Raw genomic sequence first — 15,741 nt, 5'->3', positions numbered from 1 at the left:
CTATTTCGTCTTTCCGGGCACGATCCGCAAGCGGGCGTTGCCGTCCAGCGTGACGATGTGCGATTCGAGATCGGCCTTCATCGCATTAGCGCGGAAATTACCTTGCGGCACCGTGCCGGTGACCGCGCCGCCGCTCTGCATCTTGCGCGTCTTCAGATCGACCGTCGCGTCGTGCGTATCGAGCCGGTAGCCGTTCGCCGCCTGGAAGCGGATCGGGCCGTCCATATTCACCTGCTCGGTATTGAGATCGTAGCGACCCTTGTTGGCGACCAGGGTCGCCGGGCCGTCGGGCAGCTGGATCGCCGCCGACAGCGCATTCAAATGCACGATCGGCTCGCGCGAACTGCGCTGCAGCGCGGAGCCGGCGGTGAGGGCGAAGGGGCGTCCCTTGCTGTCCTCGCCGCGATAGCGCGCCTGCTGGATGCGCAGGCGTTCCTTAGCGACCTCGACCTTGTTCTTGTCGAGCAGGAACGACACGTCGCCGCGCATCGTCAGCGGTGCCATGACCAGGAACGCGGCCAGCACGCCGATCATCACGGGCAATGCGACGCGCGACAGGCCGACGAAGCGGTCGTGGCTGCTGCCGGGCGCGGCCCAGATCTGGCGGGCTGTCCGCGCCCGGGCGGCGACCTCAGACATGCGCGAAGATATCGGTTTCGGGCCAGCCGGCGAGATCGAGCTCGGCACGGTGCGGCAGGAAATCGAAGCAGGCCTGGGCAAGCGCGGTGCGGCCCTCGCGCGCCAGGCGCCGGTCGAGCTCTTCGCGCAGGCGGTGGAGATAGCGCACGTCGGACGCGGCATAATCCTTTTGCGCGTCGCTCAGCACCGGACCGCCCCAATCGGAGGATTGCTGCGCCTTGGAGATATCGGTCTGCAGCAGCTCGCGGACCAATTCCTTCAGGCCGTGCCGGTCGGTATAGGTGCGCACCAGCCGCGAGGCGATCTTGGTGCAATAGGCAGGCGCAGCGGTGACGCCGAGATAATGATCGATCGCCGCCAGATCGAAGCGGCCGAAATGATAGAGCTTCACGCGCGTGGGATCGGCGAGCAGTGCGCAGAGATTGGGCGCGTCATAGTCGCTGGCCGGTCCGAAACGGACGAGATGCTCGTCCGGCCCGCCATCCGACAATTGCACGACGCACAGGCGATCGCGCGGGGTGAGCAGGCCCATCGTCTCGGTATCGACGGCGATATCGACGCCGTCCGCGAACAGGCCGGCGGGAATGTCTTCTTCGTGGAGATGTACGGTCATCCGATCCGCCTAGCGGGGATCGGATGAACGCTCAATGGCGCGTTGCAGCGGCCTCGCGCCGTTCGCGGCGCTTGCGCGCCAGGATGTTGAGCGTCTCGACCCCGGCCGAAAATGCCATGGCGGCATAGATATAGCCCTTGGGCACATGCACGCCGAAGCCGTCGGCGATCAGCACCGCGCCGATCATCAGCAGGAAGCCCAGGGCCAGCATCACCACGGTCGGATTGGCCTCGATGAAATTGGCAAGCGGCGTGGCGGCCAGCATCATCACGGTGACGGCGACGATCACCGCGACGATCATCACCGGCAGATCATCGGTCATGCCGATCGCGGTGAGGATCGAATCGATCGAGAAGACCATGTCGAGCGCGAGAATCTGCGCGATCGCCGATCCGAAGCTGAGCGCGGTCTTGCCCTTCTTGTCCAGCTGCTCGCCCGTCTCGTGCGGATCCATCGTGTGATGGATCTCCTTGGTCGCCTTCCACAACAGGAAAAGACCGCCGGCGATCAGGATCAGGTCGCGCCACGAAAAGGCGGTCTCGAACGACGGCGTGCCGTGCAGCCCCGGTGTGCCCTGGATGCCGAGATCGAACACCGGCGCGGTAAGCCCGGCGATCCAGGCGATCATCGACAGCAAGACGAGCCGCAGACCGAGTGCGAGGCCGATACCCAGGCGGCGTGCCTTGACCTGCTGCTCGGGCGGCAGCTTGTTCGACAGGATCGAGATGAAGATGAGGTTGTCGATGCCGAGCACCACTTCCAGCACGATCAGCGTGGCAAGCGCCGCCCATGTGGCTGGATCGGAGAAGAGTTGCACGAGGGACATGACGCTTCGATGTGCCGAGGCTGTGGCATTCATGCAAGCATCGATCGCCAACCTGCCGCAATTTGGACGAATTCGTTCGCGGGACTCGTTTTTTTAAGGTAGACCGATTCGGTGGCACGATCGGTTTGGTGTCCCGGGGATCTGCGCTGTTCGTCCGGCGTTGGTATTCCGATAGGCGATTTTGGACGAACCGGGAAGACGAACAGGGCATGAGTTTCGATAAAGGACGCCGCGGGGATCGCGGTGGGCGCGGCCGCGACAAGCGCGACGGCTTCGGTGGCGACGATTTCAACAGCGGCAGCAGCTTCGGCGGCGGCGGTGATCGTTTTGGCGGCGGCGGCGGTGACCGCTTCGGCGGCGGCGGCGATCGTTTCGGCGGCGGTGGCGGCGGCGGCGGTGATCGCTTCGGCGGCGGCGTACCGAGCGGCGGCGGCTTCCGCAGCGGCGGCGGTGGTGGCTTCGGCGGTGGAGCAGGCGGCGGCGCCGGGCGCGGCATGCCGCCCCAGGTGGTCGGCGAGGGCACCGGTGTGGTCAAGTTCTTCAACGGCCAGAAGGGCTTCGGCTTCGTCGTGCGCGATGATGGCGGCGAGGACGTGTTCGTGCATATCAGCGCCGTCGAGCAGGCTGGCCTGACCGGTCTGGCCGAGGGCCAGCCCTTGGGCTTCACGCTGGTCGATCGCGGTGGGCGCATTTCCGCGACCGACCTGAAGATCGACGGCGAGCCGATGGCCGTCACCGACCGCGGCCCGCCGCGTGAGCGTGATGCCGCGGCTCCTGGTGGTGCAGGCCCGCGTGGTGCTGCCCCCGGTGGTGCGCCGCAGCGTCAGCTGACCGGCGAGAAGGCGACCGGCACGGTCAAGTTCTTCAACGCGATGAAGGGCTTCGGCTTCATTCAGCGTGACGACGGACAGCCGGATGCGTTCGTGCACATCTCCGCGGTCGAACGCGGTGGCATGACCAGCCTCAACGAAGGCGACCGGCTCGAATTCGAGCTCGAAGTCGATCGTCGCGGCAAGCATGCAGCGGTGAACCTCACCTCGATCGCGTAAAGCGGTTGGAGTATTGATAAGGACAGACCCGGTGCGTCGTACGGCGTGCCGGGTCTTTCTTTTTTGGAAACGCTCGACCCGAGCGTCTCCTCCGGCGCACCGCATCCGCGGGCGCCGCGACTGCGTAGATAGGCGATCTCATGGGCAATCTCGATCGCCTGGTCCCGGCAGGGATCATCGAACAATGGGTGTTCCATCTGCGCCGCCAGCGATCGCGCGCAATGGACGCGATCTGGCTGATGGACCAGGGCTATACGGTGCATGACGGCCGCAACGGGGTTCCGATCGACGACGTGACCGAGCGCGCGCGCAAGGAGCAGGAGACGGTGATCGCCGAGGTCAACGATCTTCTGGCATTGTATGACGGGATCAATCTGGGCACGGCGGACTGAGTTTACCGTGATCGTGCTGGATCAGTGGCGTGCGGATCGAGGCGGCTTCGTTCCTCGACAGAAGCTGGAGCCGAGGGTCATGGGCGTGGGTTTCCGGGGCCCTGGGCTCCCGCTTTCGCGGGAGAACATAGACATGCATCCTCCGCATGATTGCCTTTCACGCTCGAACATGAAGCCTTCGGATTGATCCAACCCTCCGTTCGTGTCGAGCGCAGTCGAGACACCGATCCCAGGCTCCGGTGTCTCGACTTCGCTCGACACTAACGGGGATGGGTTGAACGCGAGGGATCATTTCTGACCACCTTTGTTCTCTCAGAGGCATGGTCCCAGCGGCGCACTCTGGTTGGACGCAAACCTCGGCTCGTCACCCCGGACTTGTTCCGGGGTCCACCGCGCCGCACACTCTGAAGCCGCCGATTTGCGGCACTGTGGACCCCGGAACAAGTCGGCAACTATCCCTTTCAGACATGGTTCGTCATCCCCGCGAAGGCGGGGATTCATAGTGGCGGGCTTAGCGGTTGAAATGCAGACGTTCGAGTATATGGATCCCCGCCGTCGCGGGGATGACGGCGAATTACTTGTTCGAAGGGTACAACCGCCGAACAAGTCCGGGGTGACGGCCGCTAGTTTACTCGATAGCTGATCGTCCCGCTTCGCAAGTGGCCGCTGCCGCTACACGATCATCCGGCGCAGCGCCGCCACCGTGTCCGCTTCGGCCGCCGGCTTGTCGGTCCTGATCCGCGCGATGCGGGGGAAGCGCATGGCCACGCCAGATTTGTGGCGCTTCGATTCGTGGATCGAATCGAATGCGATCTCCAGTACGAGCGTGCGCTCCACCTCGCGTACCGGGCCGAAGCGGTTGAGCGTATTGGCGCGCACGAACTTGTCGAGCATCTTCAGTTCGTCGTCGGTGATGCCGGAATAGGCCTTGCCGACGGGTAGCAACTCGCCTTCCTCGGTCCAGCAGCCAAAGGTGTAATCGCTGTAGAAGGAGGATCGCCGCCCCGAACCGCGCTGCGCGTACATCATCACGCAATCGGCGGTGAGCGGATCGCGCTTCCATTTGTACCACAGGCCGACGCGGCGGCCGGTGACATAGGGCGAATCGCGCCGCTTGAGCATCACGCCCTCGATCGCCGCATCGCGCGCGGTGGCGCGGATGCCTTCGAGGTCGGTGAAGTCGGCAGCGTCGATCACCTGGCTGAGATCGAAACGGTCGGGATCGAGCTGCGCCACGAACTGCTCCAGCCGGGCGCGGCGCTCGGTCCAGGGCAAGGCGCGCAGGTCCTCCGCGCCGTCGAACAGGATGTCGTAGACGCGGACGAAGGCGGGATAGTCGGTCAGCATCTTGCCCGAGACGATCTTGCGCCCGAGCCGCTGCTGCAGTGCGTTGAAGCTCGCAGCGCCGCCGCCATCCTCCAGCGTGCCGCCCTGATGCTCGCCCTTCACCAGCAACTCGCCGTCGATCACGCCGGGGGTCGAAAAGGCACGCGCGACGTCCGGGAAGCTGCCGGTCACGTCGTCGCCGGTGCGGCTGTACAGCCGGGTCTCGCCGGCGACGTGGACAATCTGCACGCGGATGCCGTCCCATTTCCATTCCGCGGCGTAATCGGCGAGATCGACGCGCAGATCCTCCAGCGGATGGGCGAGCATGAACGGCCGGAATACCGGCACGTCCTCCGTCGTCGGCTGGGCGCCGGTTCCCTCGGCCCAGGCGAACAGGCTGGCATAAGGCGGGGCGATGCCGTGCCACACTTCCTCGACCGCCTCGACATCGATGCCGAAGGCAGTGGCGAGCGCGGTCTTGGCAAGGCGGGCGGACACGCCGATGCGGAGCGCCCCCGTGGCCATCTTGAGGAGGGCGAAGCGTTCCTCGGCATCGAGCCGGTCGAGCATGCCGGCCAGTGCTGCGGGGGCATCGGAGCGCGACAGCGCGTTCAGCGTGTCCACGGCCTGCGAGATGCTGAGCGGCTCGGCGTGCGGCGGCGGCACCGACGGTGTTGGCCACAGCAAGGCGATCGTCTCGGCACTGTCGCCGACATAGTCGCGGCTCATCCGGTACAGCACGGGATCCACGCGCGCCTCGATCAGGCCGCGGATCACCGCCGGCTTGACCCCGGGCAAATCGAGATCGCCGGTCAGTGCCGCCAGACCCCAGCCGCGATCGGGATCGGGCGTGCTGCGCAGATAATCGCCGATCAGCTTCAGCTTCGCATTGCGCGAGCGGGTGTAGATCAGCGAATCGAGCAGGTCGGCAAAGGCGCGCATCAGGGTCTAACGCCCGGCGCGGCGTTCGCGCTCCCGTGCTGCGCGGGCGTCAGCATCCGGCGATGAAGATGTTGGCGGTGAGCCGGGCGGCGTGCGGATTGGCGCTGAACGGCATGTCGGGCGGGATGATCCCCGAATGGAGCAATGCCCCGCGATAAATCACCAGACGATCGGGAATGCCCGCCACCGCCGCCGAGCAGAGGCTCGACCGCAGCGAGCAGGCGGCGGACATAGGCATGGGCGGCGTCGTCCTCGGGCGTGATGATGCGGCGGACGCCGGGATAATGGTTGCCGGCGCTCGCCGGAAAAGGCGCGAGGGCTGCGGCAAGCGCGATCAGATCCGCGACATGGCCGCTGACATCGTCGATCACCATCACCGGGCTGCGGCTTTCCCCGACGAGACGCAGCGACGCCTTCATGTGCCTAGCCGATCAACAGCCCGGCCAGCGCCGCGGACATCAGATTGGCCAGGCTGCCGGCGGCGAGCGCGCGCAGCCCGAGCCGGGCGATCGTCGGCCGCTGGTTGGGGGCAAGGCTGCCGGTCACGGCCATCTGGATCGCGATCGAGCTGAAATTGGCGAAGCCGCAGAGCGCAAAGGTGATCACCGCGATCGTCCGGGGGCTGAGGCCGGGCTGCGTGCCGAGCGAGATATAGGCGACGAATTCGTTGAGCACGATCTTCTGCCCGAACAGGCCGCCGGCGATACCCGCCTCGTGCCACGGCACGTTCAAGAGGAACATGATTGGCGCGAAGACATAGCCGAGCAGCCCCTGGAAGCTGAGCGTCGGGTAGCCGAACCAGGCGCCGACGCCGCCAAGCAGCCCATTGGCGAGCGCGACCAACGCGACGAACGCCAGCACCATCGCACCGACCGCCACCGCCAGCTTCACCCCGGTCTGTGCGCCCTGTGCCGCGGCCATGATGATGTTGGCGGGTTTTTCCTCGTCATGCGTCGCTTGCGGCAGCGGCTCGCCGGCATTGTTGTCGGGCACGGCGCCGAGCGGCAACTCGCCCTCCGGCGCGCCGAGCTTGTCGGGCATGATGATCTTCGCCATCAGGATGCCGCCGGGCGCCGCCATGAAGCTTGCCGCGAGCAGATAATCGATGCGGATGCCCATCGAGGCGTAGGCGGCGAGGATCGTGCCGGCGACCCCGGCCATGCCGCTGGTCATCACGGTGAACAATTGCGGCGCGGTGAGGCCGGCGAGATAGGGGCGGATGACGAGCGGCGATTCGCTCTGGCCGACGAAGATGTTCGCCGCCGCGCACAGCGATTCCACCTTCGACACGCCGATCACCCATTCGATCGCGCCGCCGACCCAGCGCACGATCAACTGCATGAGCCCCAGATAATAGAGAATCGACACCAGGCTGGCGAAGAAGATGATCACCGGCAGCGCGGAGATCGCGAAACTCTGTCCGCCGATCTCGGGCGTCGCCATCTTGCCGAACAGGAATTCGGTGCCTTTTTGCGAATAGCCGAGCAGATTGGCGACGCCGCCGGACATCGTGCCGAGCACGCTCTTGCCGATGCTGGAATACAGCACGAGCACGGCAATGCCGACCTGCAGCGCGAAAGCGGCGCCGACGATGCGCAGCCGGATCGCGCGCCGATCGGTGGATAACAAGATGGCGATGCCGAGGATCACCGCGATGCCCGCAATGCCGATCAAAAACGTGTTCATTGCGCGCCTGTCTGCCCCGGGATGCCGGCAGCTTCACCCAGTTTTTCCGCCATGCGCAAGAAAATTGCGCTGTCGGCACGGCGATCTTGCCGCGCCGCCGCGATTGACGCGAGGGCGAAAGGCGGTAGCGTCTCAGCGATGAACCAGACGCCACCGGCTTTTCCACGCTCGCTTTTCCTCTTCTCGATCTTCTACGGCGGCATGGTGTGCATCGCCGGGGTGCTCGGCAACAAGCAGGTGTCGCTGGGGCCACTGTCGGCGATCGGGCCGATGTTCGGGCTCGGGCCGCTCGCGGTGGAGGCGGGGATCTTCGCCTTCCTGCTGCTCGTCATCGTGTCGAGCGCCGTCGCCGAACTGCATGGGCCCAAGGCGGCGAACATGCTGGTGCGGATCGGGTTCGTGCCGCTGATCGTGTCGATCATCCTGTCGTGGATCGTGCATTTCCTGCCTGCCTCGCCTGATATGCAGCCCGCCAATCGCGACGCGATCCAGCTCGTGCTGGGGGCGACGTGGCGGATCTGGTTCGGCGGCATCGTCGCCTACGGCATCTCGCAGACGCTGAACGTGACGATCTTCGCGGCGCTGAAAGGGCGCGAAGGCGGGCAGTTGCTGTGGTTTCGCGCGGCGATCGCCAGCGTGCTGAGCCAGGTGGTGGATACGCTGCTGTTCGCGACGATCGCCTTTTACGGTGTGTTCCCGATCGGCGAGCTGATCGCCGGGCAGATGCTGGCCAAGATCGCGCTGTCGCTGATCCTGGTACCGCCGCTCATCTATCTGGTGGTGGCGCTGGGGCGGCGGCTGGACGGCACCCCGCTGCGGCCCTAGTTGCGCCGGCATGACCGATCACTCCCCCGCACCGGCGTTGCTCGCCAAGGCCGAAACGCTCGTCGAGGCGCTGCCCTATCTGCAGCGTTATGCCGGGGCGACATTCGTCGTGAAATATGGCGGGCATGCGATGGGCAGCCCGGAGCTTCAGCGCGATTTCGCCGAGGACGTGGTGCTGCTGAAGGCGGTCGGCATCAACCCGGTCGTCGTGCATGGCGGGGGGCCGCAGATTGGCGCGATGCTGAAGCGGCTGGGCGTCGAATCGCGCTTCGTCGATGGCCTGCGCGTGACCGATGCGGAAACCGCGCAGATCGCCGAGATGGTGCTCGCCGGATCGATCAACAAGGAAATCGTCGGCTGGATCGGGCAGGCGGGCGGCCGCGCCGTCGGCCTGTCGGGCAAGGATGCCGGCTTCGTCACCGCCGAAAAGGTCGGGCGTAGCACGCCGGACAAGTTGCAGGGCATCGAGCGGCATGTCGATCTGGGCTTTGTCGGCGAGCCGGTCGGCGTCGACCGGCGGATCATCGATACCCTGTCGGCCGCCGACATCATCCCGGTGATCGCCCCGATCGCGATCGGGGCCGACGGGCACACCTATAACATCAACGCCGACACCATGGCCGGCGCGATCGCCGCCGCTCTGGGTGCCGCGCGGCTGTTCATGCTGACCGACGTGGTCGGCGTGCTCGACAAGCAGGGCGAGTTGCTGACCGATCTCACCCCGGCGCGGATCGCCGAGCTGCGTGCGGACGGCACGGTGACGGGTGGCATGATCCCCAAGCTCGATACCTGCGTTGCCGCGGTCGAGGGCGGGGTGGATGCCGCGGTGATCCTGGACGGGCGCGTGCCGCATGGCATGCTGCTGGAGATCTTCACGCGGCAGGGCGTGGGGACGTTGGTCCACCGCTAAGGGCTCGGCTGCGCGCGGCGTGGCGATCGAGCGTGCGCATAAGCCACATCGTCACCCCGGACTTGTTCGGCAACTATCCCCTTGAGACATGGTTCGTCATCCCCGCGAAGGCGGGGATCCATAGTGGCGGGCTTAGCGACTGAAATGCAGACGTTCGAGTATATGGATCCCCGCCTACGCGGGGATGACGGCGAATTACTTGTTCGAAGGGTACAACCGCCGACATGGTCCGGCGTGACGGTCGGGCAGTCCGTCACGCTTCCAGCTTTGTTGCAGACCCCCGCGAGTAACCCGGCTGTTGCGGTATCGTGACGTTTCCATGTCGCCCGCCGTCATGCCGCTGTCGCCGAACCATCACACGCCGACGCTATGATTGGCTTCTGTCCTGAGCAGGAGCGAGTCCCATGTACGCGATCGACCGCAGCAATGATCTGAACGGCTGGATTGCCGAAATCGGCACCGTTCTCGCCCGCGTGGCGTTGCCCGATCCGGCGGTGGACGGGTGCCCTACCGATACCGTCCTGCTCGCCTTCACCATCGAACCGCATGGCGAACTGGCCGACATCCGCGTTGCCGGATCATCGGGCGATGACGATCTCGACCGGCTGGCGATCGCCAAGCTGCGCCGCGCCGCGCCGTTGCCGGCCGGGCCGCCCTGCGCGATGCGCCGCACGCAAGTGGTGGCGATGCGCCTCGCCGAGCAGTCCGCGCAGACGTACCACGTCGCGGACCGATCACCCGCTTTCGCCTGATCCGCCGCGCCGAGGCAATGCGGCCGTCTGGCGGGTATTCTCGTGCCCGCGGATGCGCTATCCCTTCCGGCCAAGCCTTTCAGCCGGAGACCGTCCTTGCTCGTCATCCTGAACATCATCCAGGTGCTGCTCACCGTGGTATGGTGGATCATCATCGTCCAGGCGATCCTGTCCTGGCTGATCGCCTTCAACGTCATCAGTACGCAAAACGACATGGTACGCACGGTGTGGGAGGCGTTGCGCCGGATGACCGAGCCGCTGTACCGCCCGATCCGCCGCATCCTGCCCGATTTCGGTGCGCTGGACCTGTCGCCGCTCGTCGTGCTGCTGATCCTCTACATCCTGATGAACATCGTCATCCCGGCGCTCGCCGTGCAGATGTATACCGCGCCGGTCGTCTGACATGCCGGCCTTCACCCTGCGCGACGATGGCATCGCCATCGCCGTCCGGGTGACGCCGCGGGCGGCACGCGACAGCTTTGCCGCCGGTACCGCCGATCACTTCAACGCGCGGCTGACCGCGCCACCGGTGGAGGGCGCGGCCAATGGCGCGCTGCTGCCGTTGGTGGCCAAGGCGTTCGGCGTCAGCCGGCGCGCGGTGACGATACTGGCGGGTGAGACCGGGCGGTTGAAGCGCCTGCATATCGCAGGCGATGTCGCGGCGCTGGCGAATAGCGCCGCGCGCCTCTATGAGGCCGCGCCATGAGCGCACATATCATCGACGGAAAAGCCGTTGCCGCCCGCCTGCGCGCGCGCATCGCCACGCAGGTCACCGACTTCGTCACCGCCGCCGGGCGCGCGCCGGGGCTCGCCGTCGTGCTGGTCGGCGAGGACCCCGCGAGCGCGGTGTACGTGCGCTCAAAGGGCAAGGCGACGCGCGAGGCCGGCATGGAGAGCATCGAGCATCGCCTGGCGGCCGATATTGGTCAGGCCGAATTGCTTGCGCTGATCGACACGCTGAACGCCGATCCGGCGGTGGACGGCATCCTCGTGCAATTGCCGCTGCCCGAGGGCATCGACGAACAGGCGGTGATCACGCGGATCGACCCCGACAAGGATGTCGATGGCTTTCACCCGGTCAATGTCGGGCGGCTGGCAACGGGGCTCGACGGCTTCGTGCCGTGCACGCCGGCCGGCTGCGTCATGCTGCTCAAGGAAACGATCGGCGACCTGACCGGGCTGGACGCGGTGGTGATCGGGCGCTCGAACATCGTCGGCAAGCCAATGGCTGCCTTGCTGATCGCGGAAAGCTGCACCGTCACCGTCGCGCACAGCCGCACGCGTGACCTGGCCGGTGTCGTCGCGCGCGCCGACATCGTCGTCGCGGCGGTCGGCCGGCCCGAAATGGTGCGTGGCGAGTGGATCAAGCCCGGCGCGACCGTGATCGACGTCGGCATCAACCGTACCGAGGCGGGGCTGGTGGGCGACGTCGATTTTGCCGGCGCGATGAGCGTGGCCGCCGCCGTCACGCCGGTGCCGGGCGGGGTCGGACCGATGACCATTGCCTGCCTGCTGCGCAACACATTGATCTCCGCGCATCGCCGGGCAGGCATCGCGTTCGACGAGCGCGCGGCGTGATCGAGCTCTACGTTTCCTCGCTTATCACCTTCTTCGTGGTGATCGATCCGCCGGGCTGCGCGCCGATCTATGCCGGGCTGACGGCGGGGGCGAGCGGCGTGCAGCGCCGCGCGATGGCGGTGCGCGCGGTGATGGTCGCCTCGGCGATCCTGATCGTGTTCGCGCTGTTCGGCGAGGATCTGCTCCGCGCGCTGGGCATTTCGCTGGCCAGCTTCCGCATCGCGGGCGGCATCATGCTGTTCCTGATCGCGCTGGAGATGGTGTTCGAGAAGCGCACGCAGCGCCGCGAGGACCGTGCGCAGAAGATCATCGAGACGCCCGAGGTGGAGGACGTGTCCGTCTTCCCGATGGCGATGCCGATGATCGCCGGACCGGGCTCGATCGCCTCGGTGATGCTGCTGATGGGGCGCAATGACGGGATCGAGCGCTCTGCGATCGTGCTGGCGGCACTGGCGACGATCCTGCTGCTCACGTTGCTGGCGCTGCTCGCGGCAGGGCCGATCATGCGCGTGCTGGGCGCCAAGATCGAGGCAGTGATCACGCGGCTGCTGGGCGTGCTGCTGGCGGCGCTGGCGGTGCAGTTCGTGATCGATGGCGTGCGGATGAGCCTGAACTAGACGTCTGCACGTCTACTTGTTCCCTGGCGAAGGCCGGGGCCCAGGCGGGGAACATGCGTAGCGCGCGCTGCGCGTCGTAACATCTACCTGTCCGCCTGGGCCACGGCCTTTGCCGGGGAACAGACAGGTGCGGCGACGTGCATCTGATGCCTTCACTCCTCCCCGTTCGTGCTGAGTAGAGACTTAGTAGGCCGCAGCCCGTATCGAGGGCTCGTATCGAAGCACCTTGGAGCGCGCGGGCGCGTGTCCTTCGATACGCACTCTCGATACGCCCTGCGGGCTACTCGATGCCTGTCCTGAGCGCCTGCCCTTGCAGGCAGACGAAGGGGCTACTCAGGACGAACGGGGGTGAGTTCTAGATCGCGATGCCCGCGAATGATCCACTCCATATGGCGTTCGAGGTCGTTGGTGTTACTCGATCCGGAACAACCGGAAAGGCGAGCCCTTGGGCAGGGGTATCGGATCGAGCCACGCAGGGGTCTCCCCATGCGCTAGCTGATCGTAGAACCCGCCAGGATTGCGCGCGCGGTACACCGTCGATTCGGCCATGTTCGGGCAGACCAGCAGCAGCGTCGCGCCATATTTGCGCGCGGTTGCCCGGAAATTGTCCGGCGAGCGGCCGAAGGCGTGCTGCACGTCGAGGATCGCGGTGCCGTTGCGGTGATAGGGGCCGGCGATCGCATTGTGGTGCGTCAGCGTGATCAGCCGGGGCCCAAGATCGACGAAGGTGAAGATCGTCGCCTTGGGCAGGCGGTTCAGCGGGCGCATCGCGGGTTGCGTCAGGCACAGCCCGGTCGCGCGATTGACGACCTTCGTGCGCGCGCTCGGCCGGTCGATCGGCAGATACTTGATCGCGGCGGCGGCGAACGTGCCCGATACCACCGCCAGCGCGGCGAGCGTGCCCAGGACACGCACCGGCAGCGAGCGCTGGCGGATGAACCAGGGCAGCACGATCCAGGCGAGCGCCACCGCACCTGGGATGGCCAGCAATTGCGCCGCCGGTCCGGCGCGCGCCTGCCACAGCAGCATCAGCCCGGCAAAGGTCGAGAACATCAGCACCGGCACCCAGCCGGTGATGCTGGGGGATCGCCGCGCGCGCCACGTGGCGAGACACGCGCCAATCAGGCCGATCACCGGCAGCGTCACGATCGGGAACGCCATGCGGAACGGATGCTTGTAGATCGGCCGCGCCTCGCGGACATTGTTCAGCCAGTTGCGCGCCAGTTCGGGCGAGACCTGCTCGGGCCGTCCGAGGCATTGCGGGAACAGATAGGCGAAGCCGCCGGCGATCACTGCCGCGGCGATCAGCGCGAGCACCAGCCGTACCACGCGCCTGGCCGGGTTCAGCCGGGCGAGCAGGAACAGCAAGGCGCCGCCGGCCACCATCACGCTCAGCCATACCGGCGTCAGCGCGTCGCAGCGCAGCACCTGGTTGGCATTGGAAGCGAACAGCACGAAGCCGATGCCGCTGCCGCCAGCGAGCGCCAGACCATAGACCTGCAGCCGTGCCGCTTCGTCCCGGTCCCATACCCAGCGCAGCGTAATGATTGCGCCGGCCATCGCGGCATAAGGCAGAAGTTCGAGCCCGATATTGAGCGATACCGCGCTCGACAGGCCGACGATCGCCCCGCCGCGCAATTTCCGCGGATCGGCAAGCCCGGCGACGGTCAGGCTGAGCATCGCCAATTGCCAGCCGTGATGATCTATCCGTTCGGGCATGAACATCGACATCGTCGAGCCCAACCCGACCAGGAATACGATGCCCAGCGGCCAGGCGACCCGGCTGACCAGCCGCCGAACGGTGGCCGACAACCCGAGCATCGCGATACTGAGCGGCAGGAGCGGGGCAATGCCGCAGGCCAGCCGCTCGGCTTCGGCGCTGCCGACGAACGGGCGCAGCAGCAGGATCAGCCCGGCGATCGGCAGATCGACGATGCGGCTCCAATGGATGTCGAAGCCGGCAGGCGGGCTCAGGCGGTATTGCCGCAGATCGTACCAGCCTTGGCCGTTCAGCAGCGCCCGCACCTGCGCCAGCCGCATATTGTCGTCGGTGTCGCCGAGCGACAACCACTGGATCATGCCCCAGCGGTCCCATACGAACCACAGCAGCAGCACGGCCCAGGCGAGCAGCGTGTATCGCACCCAGTTACGGTCGAGTTCTTCTTCCAGCGGCAGTACGGATTTCGCGAAATCGTTCAAAATGCTTCCCTCGCCAGCCCCCGCGCTCTAGTGCGGCGCGCGTAAAGGGCAAGGCGCACGTGACCGCGATCATCAGACAGATAGAAAGCATGCGCGCGAGCGGGATGTTCGGCCAGCTGGTCCGCTTCGGCATTGCCGGGCTGATCTCGACCGGCGTCTACTCGGCGGTGTACCTGCCGCTATCGGCGCACGTCTTCGCGCCCAACCACGCCGTGTACGCCGTACCGTTCGCTTTCGTCGTTGCGGTGACGGCCGGGTTCTTCCTGCACAGCGCCTGGAGCTTCAAGGGGCACGGCACGCGTGATACCAGTGGTCAGCAGCATGTGAAGTTCATCGTGGTGCAGCTGTTCGGCCTGGTGCTCAATGCGGGTTTCACCTGGGTGCTGACCGGGCCCTTGCATCAGCCCAATTGGGTGCCGCTGATACCGATCGTGCTGATCACGCCGATCGCGACCTTCGCGCTCAACCGGCAATGGGTGTTTGGATAAGATATGGACCGCATCGTCTACGACCGCATGGCGGCGCATGATTCGACCCATTGGTGGTACCGCGCACGGCGCGATATCCTGGCCGATTATCTGACGCGCGAGGGCGGTCTGCCGCCGCAAGCGCGGATCCTGGAGATCGGCTGCGGCACCGGGCACAATCTGCCGATGCTGGCGAGCTTCGGCAGCGTCGACGCGATCGAGATCGATCCCGCGGCACGCGACATCGCCTCGCTTCGGCTCGGGCGCGAGGTCGGCGATGCGCCTTTGCCGATCCTGCCGGGGGTGGAGCGCGGTTCCTACGATCTGATCGCGGTGCTGGACGTCGTCGAGCATATCGAGGACGATATCGGCGCGCTGGACGCGATGGCGACGTGCCTGAAGCCGGGCGGCAAGATCCTGATCACCGTGCCTGCGCACCAGTGGCTGTGGAGCGCGCACGACGTGGTGAACCACCACCACCGGCGCTATTCGAAGAAGAGCCTGGCCGCGGCGATCCGCAAGGCGGGCCTGGAGCCGAAGAAGCTCGGCTATTTCAATTCGCTGCTGTTTCCGCTGGCGGCCGCGGCGCGGCTGGCGGGGCGGATAACCGGGCGCGACGACAGCGACGATTCACCCCCGCCGAAGCCCGTGAATGCGCTGTTCGAACGGATTTTCCGGCTCGAGCGGCATATGGTCGGGCGCGTGCCGATGACGCCGGGCGTTTCGATCATCACGCTGGCGGTGCCTAAAGGCTAGGCTAGAGCATGATGACGTCGGGTTGAGACATCATCCCGTTCGTGTCGAGCGAAGTCGAGACACCCTGCGCTTGAACGCGGTGTCTCGACTTCGCTCGACACGAACGGGTTAAAGTGAAGTGACCACAGTCAAGCTACCTATCCTCCCGTTCGTCCTGAGCTTGT

18 protein-coding genes are annotated in these 15,741 nt (G+C 66.2%); 11 read left to right on the top strand and 7 right to left on the bottom strand.

Annotation, left to right across the window (positions count from 1 at the left end; translation table 11 throughout):
• Genes lptC through NV382_RS10585 form a run of 3 tightly spaced genes read right to left on the bottom strand, consistent with a single transcriptional unit; the run spans nt 1 to nt 2,078 of the window.
• Nucleotides 1-639: an LPS export ABC transporter periplasmic protein LptC gene (lptC, locus tag NV382_RS10595; RefSeq protein WP_260596720.1), complete on the bottom strand. Its 639-nt coding sequence runs from the start codon at nt 637-639 to the stop codon at nt 1-3.
• On the bottom strand, nt 632-1,252 hold the full coding sequence (locus NV382_RS10590) for a ribonuclease D (RefSeq protein WP_260596719.1): 621 nt from the start codon (nt 1,250-1,252) through the stop codon (nt 632-634). Before NV382_RS10590 ends, lptC begins: the two co-directional genes overlap by 8 nt.
• A 31-nt stretch (nt 1,253-1,283) precedes the next feature.
• A complete protein-coding gene (locus tag NV382_RS10585) occupies nt 1,284-2,078 on the bottom strand; it encodes a TerC family protein (protein ID WP_260596718.1) in 795 nt (264 codons plus the stop codon).
• A gap of 209 nt (nt 2,079-2,287) precedes the next feature.
• Here NV382_RS10585 and NV382_RS19585 point away from each other — a divergent pair, with 209 nt between their 5' ends.
• Both NV382_RS19585 and NV382_RS10570 read left to right on the top strand, forming a co-directional pair.
• Entirely contained in the window at nt 2,288-3,127 is an 840-nt protein-coding gene (locus NV382_RS19585; RefSeq protein ID WP_312026735.1) for a cold-shock protein, read from the top strand.
• 140 nt (nt 3,128-3,267) lie between these two features.
• Nucleotides 3,268-3,519, top strand: a complete 252-nt coding sequence (locus NV382_RS10570; RefSeq protein WP_260596717.1) for a hypothetical protein — start codon at nt 3,268-3,270, stop codon at nt 3,517-3,519.
• 672 nt (nt 3,520-4,191) lie between these two features.
• Here the strand turns inward: NV382_RS10570 and NV382_RS10565 are convergent.
• From NV382_RS10565 to NV382_RS10550, 3 genes are read right to left on the bottom strand one after another with little or no spacing between them, the layout of a single operon-like run.
• Nucleotides 4,192-5,787 carry a cisplatin damage response ATP-dependent DNA ligase gene (locus tag NV382_RS10565; RefSeq protein WP_260596716.1) on the bottom strand — a complete coding sequence of 532 codons (1,596 nt, stop codon included), beginning with the start codon at nt 5,785-5,787 and terminating at the stop codon, nt 4,192-4,194.
• The gene (locus NV382_RS19775) at nt 5,787-6,206 is read right to left on the bottom strand and encodes a DUF6445 family protein (protein WP_470423651.1); all 420 of its coding nucleotides are present in this window, start codon (nt 6,204-6,206) and stop codon (nt 5,787-5,789) included. The genes NV382_RS10565 and NV382_RS19775 overlap by 1 nt, the downstream gene beginning before the upstream one ends.
• 4 nt (nt 6,207-6,210) lie before the next feature.
• Entirely contained in the window at nt 6,211-7,473 is a 1,263-nt protein-coding gene (locus NV382_RS10550; protein WP_260596715.1) for a NupC/NupG family nucleoside CNT transporter, read from the bottom strand.
• A gap of 138 nt (nt 7,474-7,611) precedes the next feature.
• Between NV382_RS10550 and NV382_RS10545 the strand changes: the two genes are divergently transcribed.
• The 7 genes from NV382_RS10545 (at nt 7,612) to NV382_RS10515 (ending at nt 12,155) form a co-directional block, all read left to right on the top strand.
• A complete protein-coding gene (locus tag NV382_RS10545; protein ID WP_260596714.1) occupies nt 7,612-8,298 on the top strand; it encodes a queuosine precursor transporter in 687 nt (228 codons plus the stop codon).
• A 10-nt stretch (nt 8,299-8,308) separates the two neighbouring features.
• Nucleotides 8,309-9,208, top strand: a complete 900-nt coding sequence (gene argB / locus NV382_RS10540; protein ID WP_260596713.1) for an acetylglutamate kinase — start codon at nt 8,309-8,311, stop codon at nt 9,206-9,208.
• A gap of 404 nt (nt 9,209-9,612) precedes the next feature.
• Entirely contained in the window at nt 9,613-9,960 is a 348-nt protein-coding gene (locus tag NV382_RS10535) for an energy transducer TonB (protein WP_260596712.1), read from the top strand.
• A gap of 96 nt (nt 9,961-10,056) precedes the next feature.
• A complete protein-coding gene (locus NV382_RS10530) occupies nt 10,057-10,362 on the top strand; it encodes a YggT family protein (RefSeq protein ID WP_260596711.1) in 306 nt (101 codons plus the stop codon).
• 1 nt (nt 10,363) lies between these two features.
• Nucleotides 10,364-10,666 (top strand): DUF167 domain-containing protein, encoded by a 303-nt coding sequence (locus NV382_RS10525; protein ID WP_260596710.1) that lies wholly within the window; start codon nt 10,364-10,366, stop codon nt 10,664-10,666.
• Complete coding sequence (gene folD, locus NV382_RS10520; protein ID WP_260596708.1) at nt 10,663-11,538, top strand: bifunctional methylenetetrahydrofolate dehydrogenase/methenyltetrahydrofolate cyclohydrolase FolD; 876 nt, start codon at nt 10,663-10,665, stop codon at nt 11,536-11,538. The genes NV382_RS10525 and folD overlap by 4 nt, the downstream gene beginning before the upstream one ends.
• A complete protein-coding gene (locus NV382_RS10515) occupies nt 11,535-12,155 on the top strand; it encodes a MarC family protein (RefSeq protein WP_260596707.1) in 621 nt (206 codons plus the stop codon). The genes folD and NV382_RS10515 overlap by 4 nt, the downstream gene beginning before the upstream one ends.
• 411 nt (nt 12,156-12,566) lie before the next feature.
• On the opposite strand, the gene NV382_RS10510 is transcribed toward NV382_RS10515, so the two are convergent.
• Entirely contained in the window at nt 12,567-14,354 is a 1,788-nt protein-coding gene (locus NV382_RS10510) for an AcrB/AcrD/AcrF family protein (protein ID WP_260596706.1), read from the bottom strand.
• A gap of 89 nt (nt 14,355-14,443) precedes the next feature.
• Between NV382_RS10510 and NV382_RS10505 the strand changes: the two genes are divergently transcribed.
• Together NV382_RS10505 and NV382_RS10500 are read left to right on the top strand one after the other, a co-directional pair.
• Entirely contained in the window at nt 14,444-14,842 is a 399-nt protein-coding gene (locus NV382_RS10505; protein ID WP_260596705.1) for a GtrA family protein, read from the top strand.
• Nucleotides 14,843-14,845: 3 nt separating this feature from the next.
• A complete protein-coding gene (locus NV382_RS10500; protein WP_260596704.1) occupies nt 14,846-15,577 on the top strand; it encodes a class I SAM-dependent methyltransferase in 732 nt (243 codons plus the stop codon).
• Nucleotides 15,578-15,741 lie beyond the last annotated feature (164 nt).

It is taken from the genome of Sphingomonas endolithica (assembly GCF_025231525.1).
Taxonomy (GTDB): domain Bacteria; phylum Pseudomonadota; class Alphaproteobacteria; order Sphingomonadales; family Sphingomonadaceae; genus Sphingomonas; species Sphingomonas endolithica.
The sequence above is the reverse complement of the archived record's forward strand: the minus strand, read 5'-3'. Positions and strand labels throughout refer to the sequence as shown.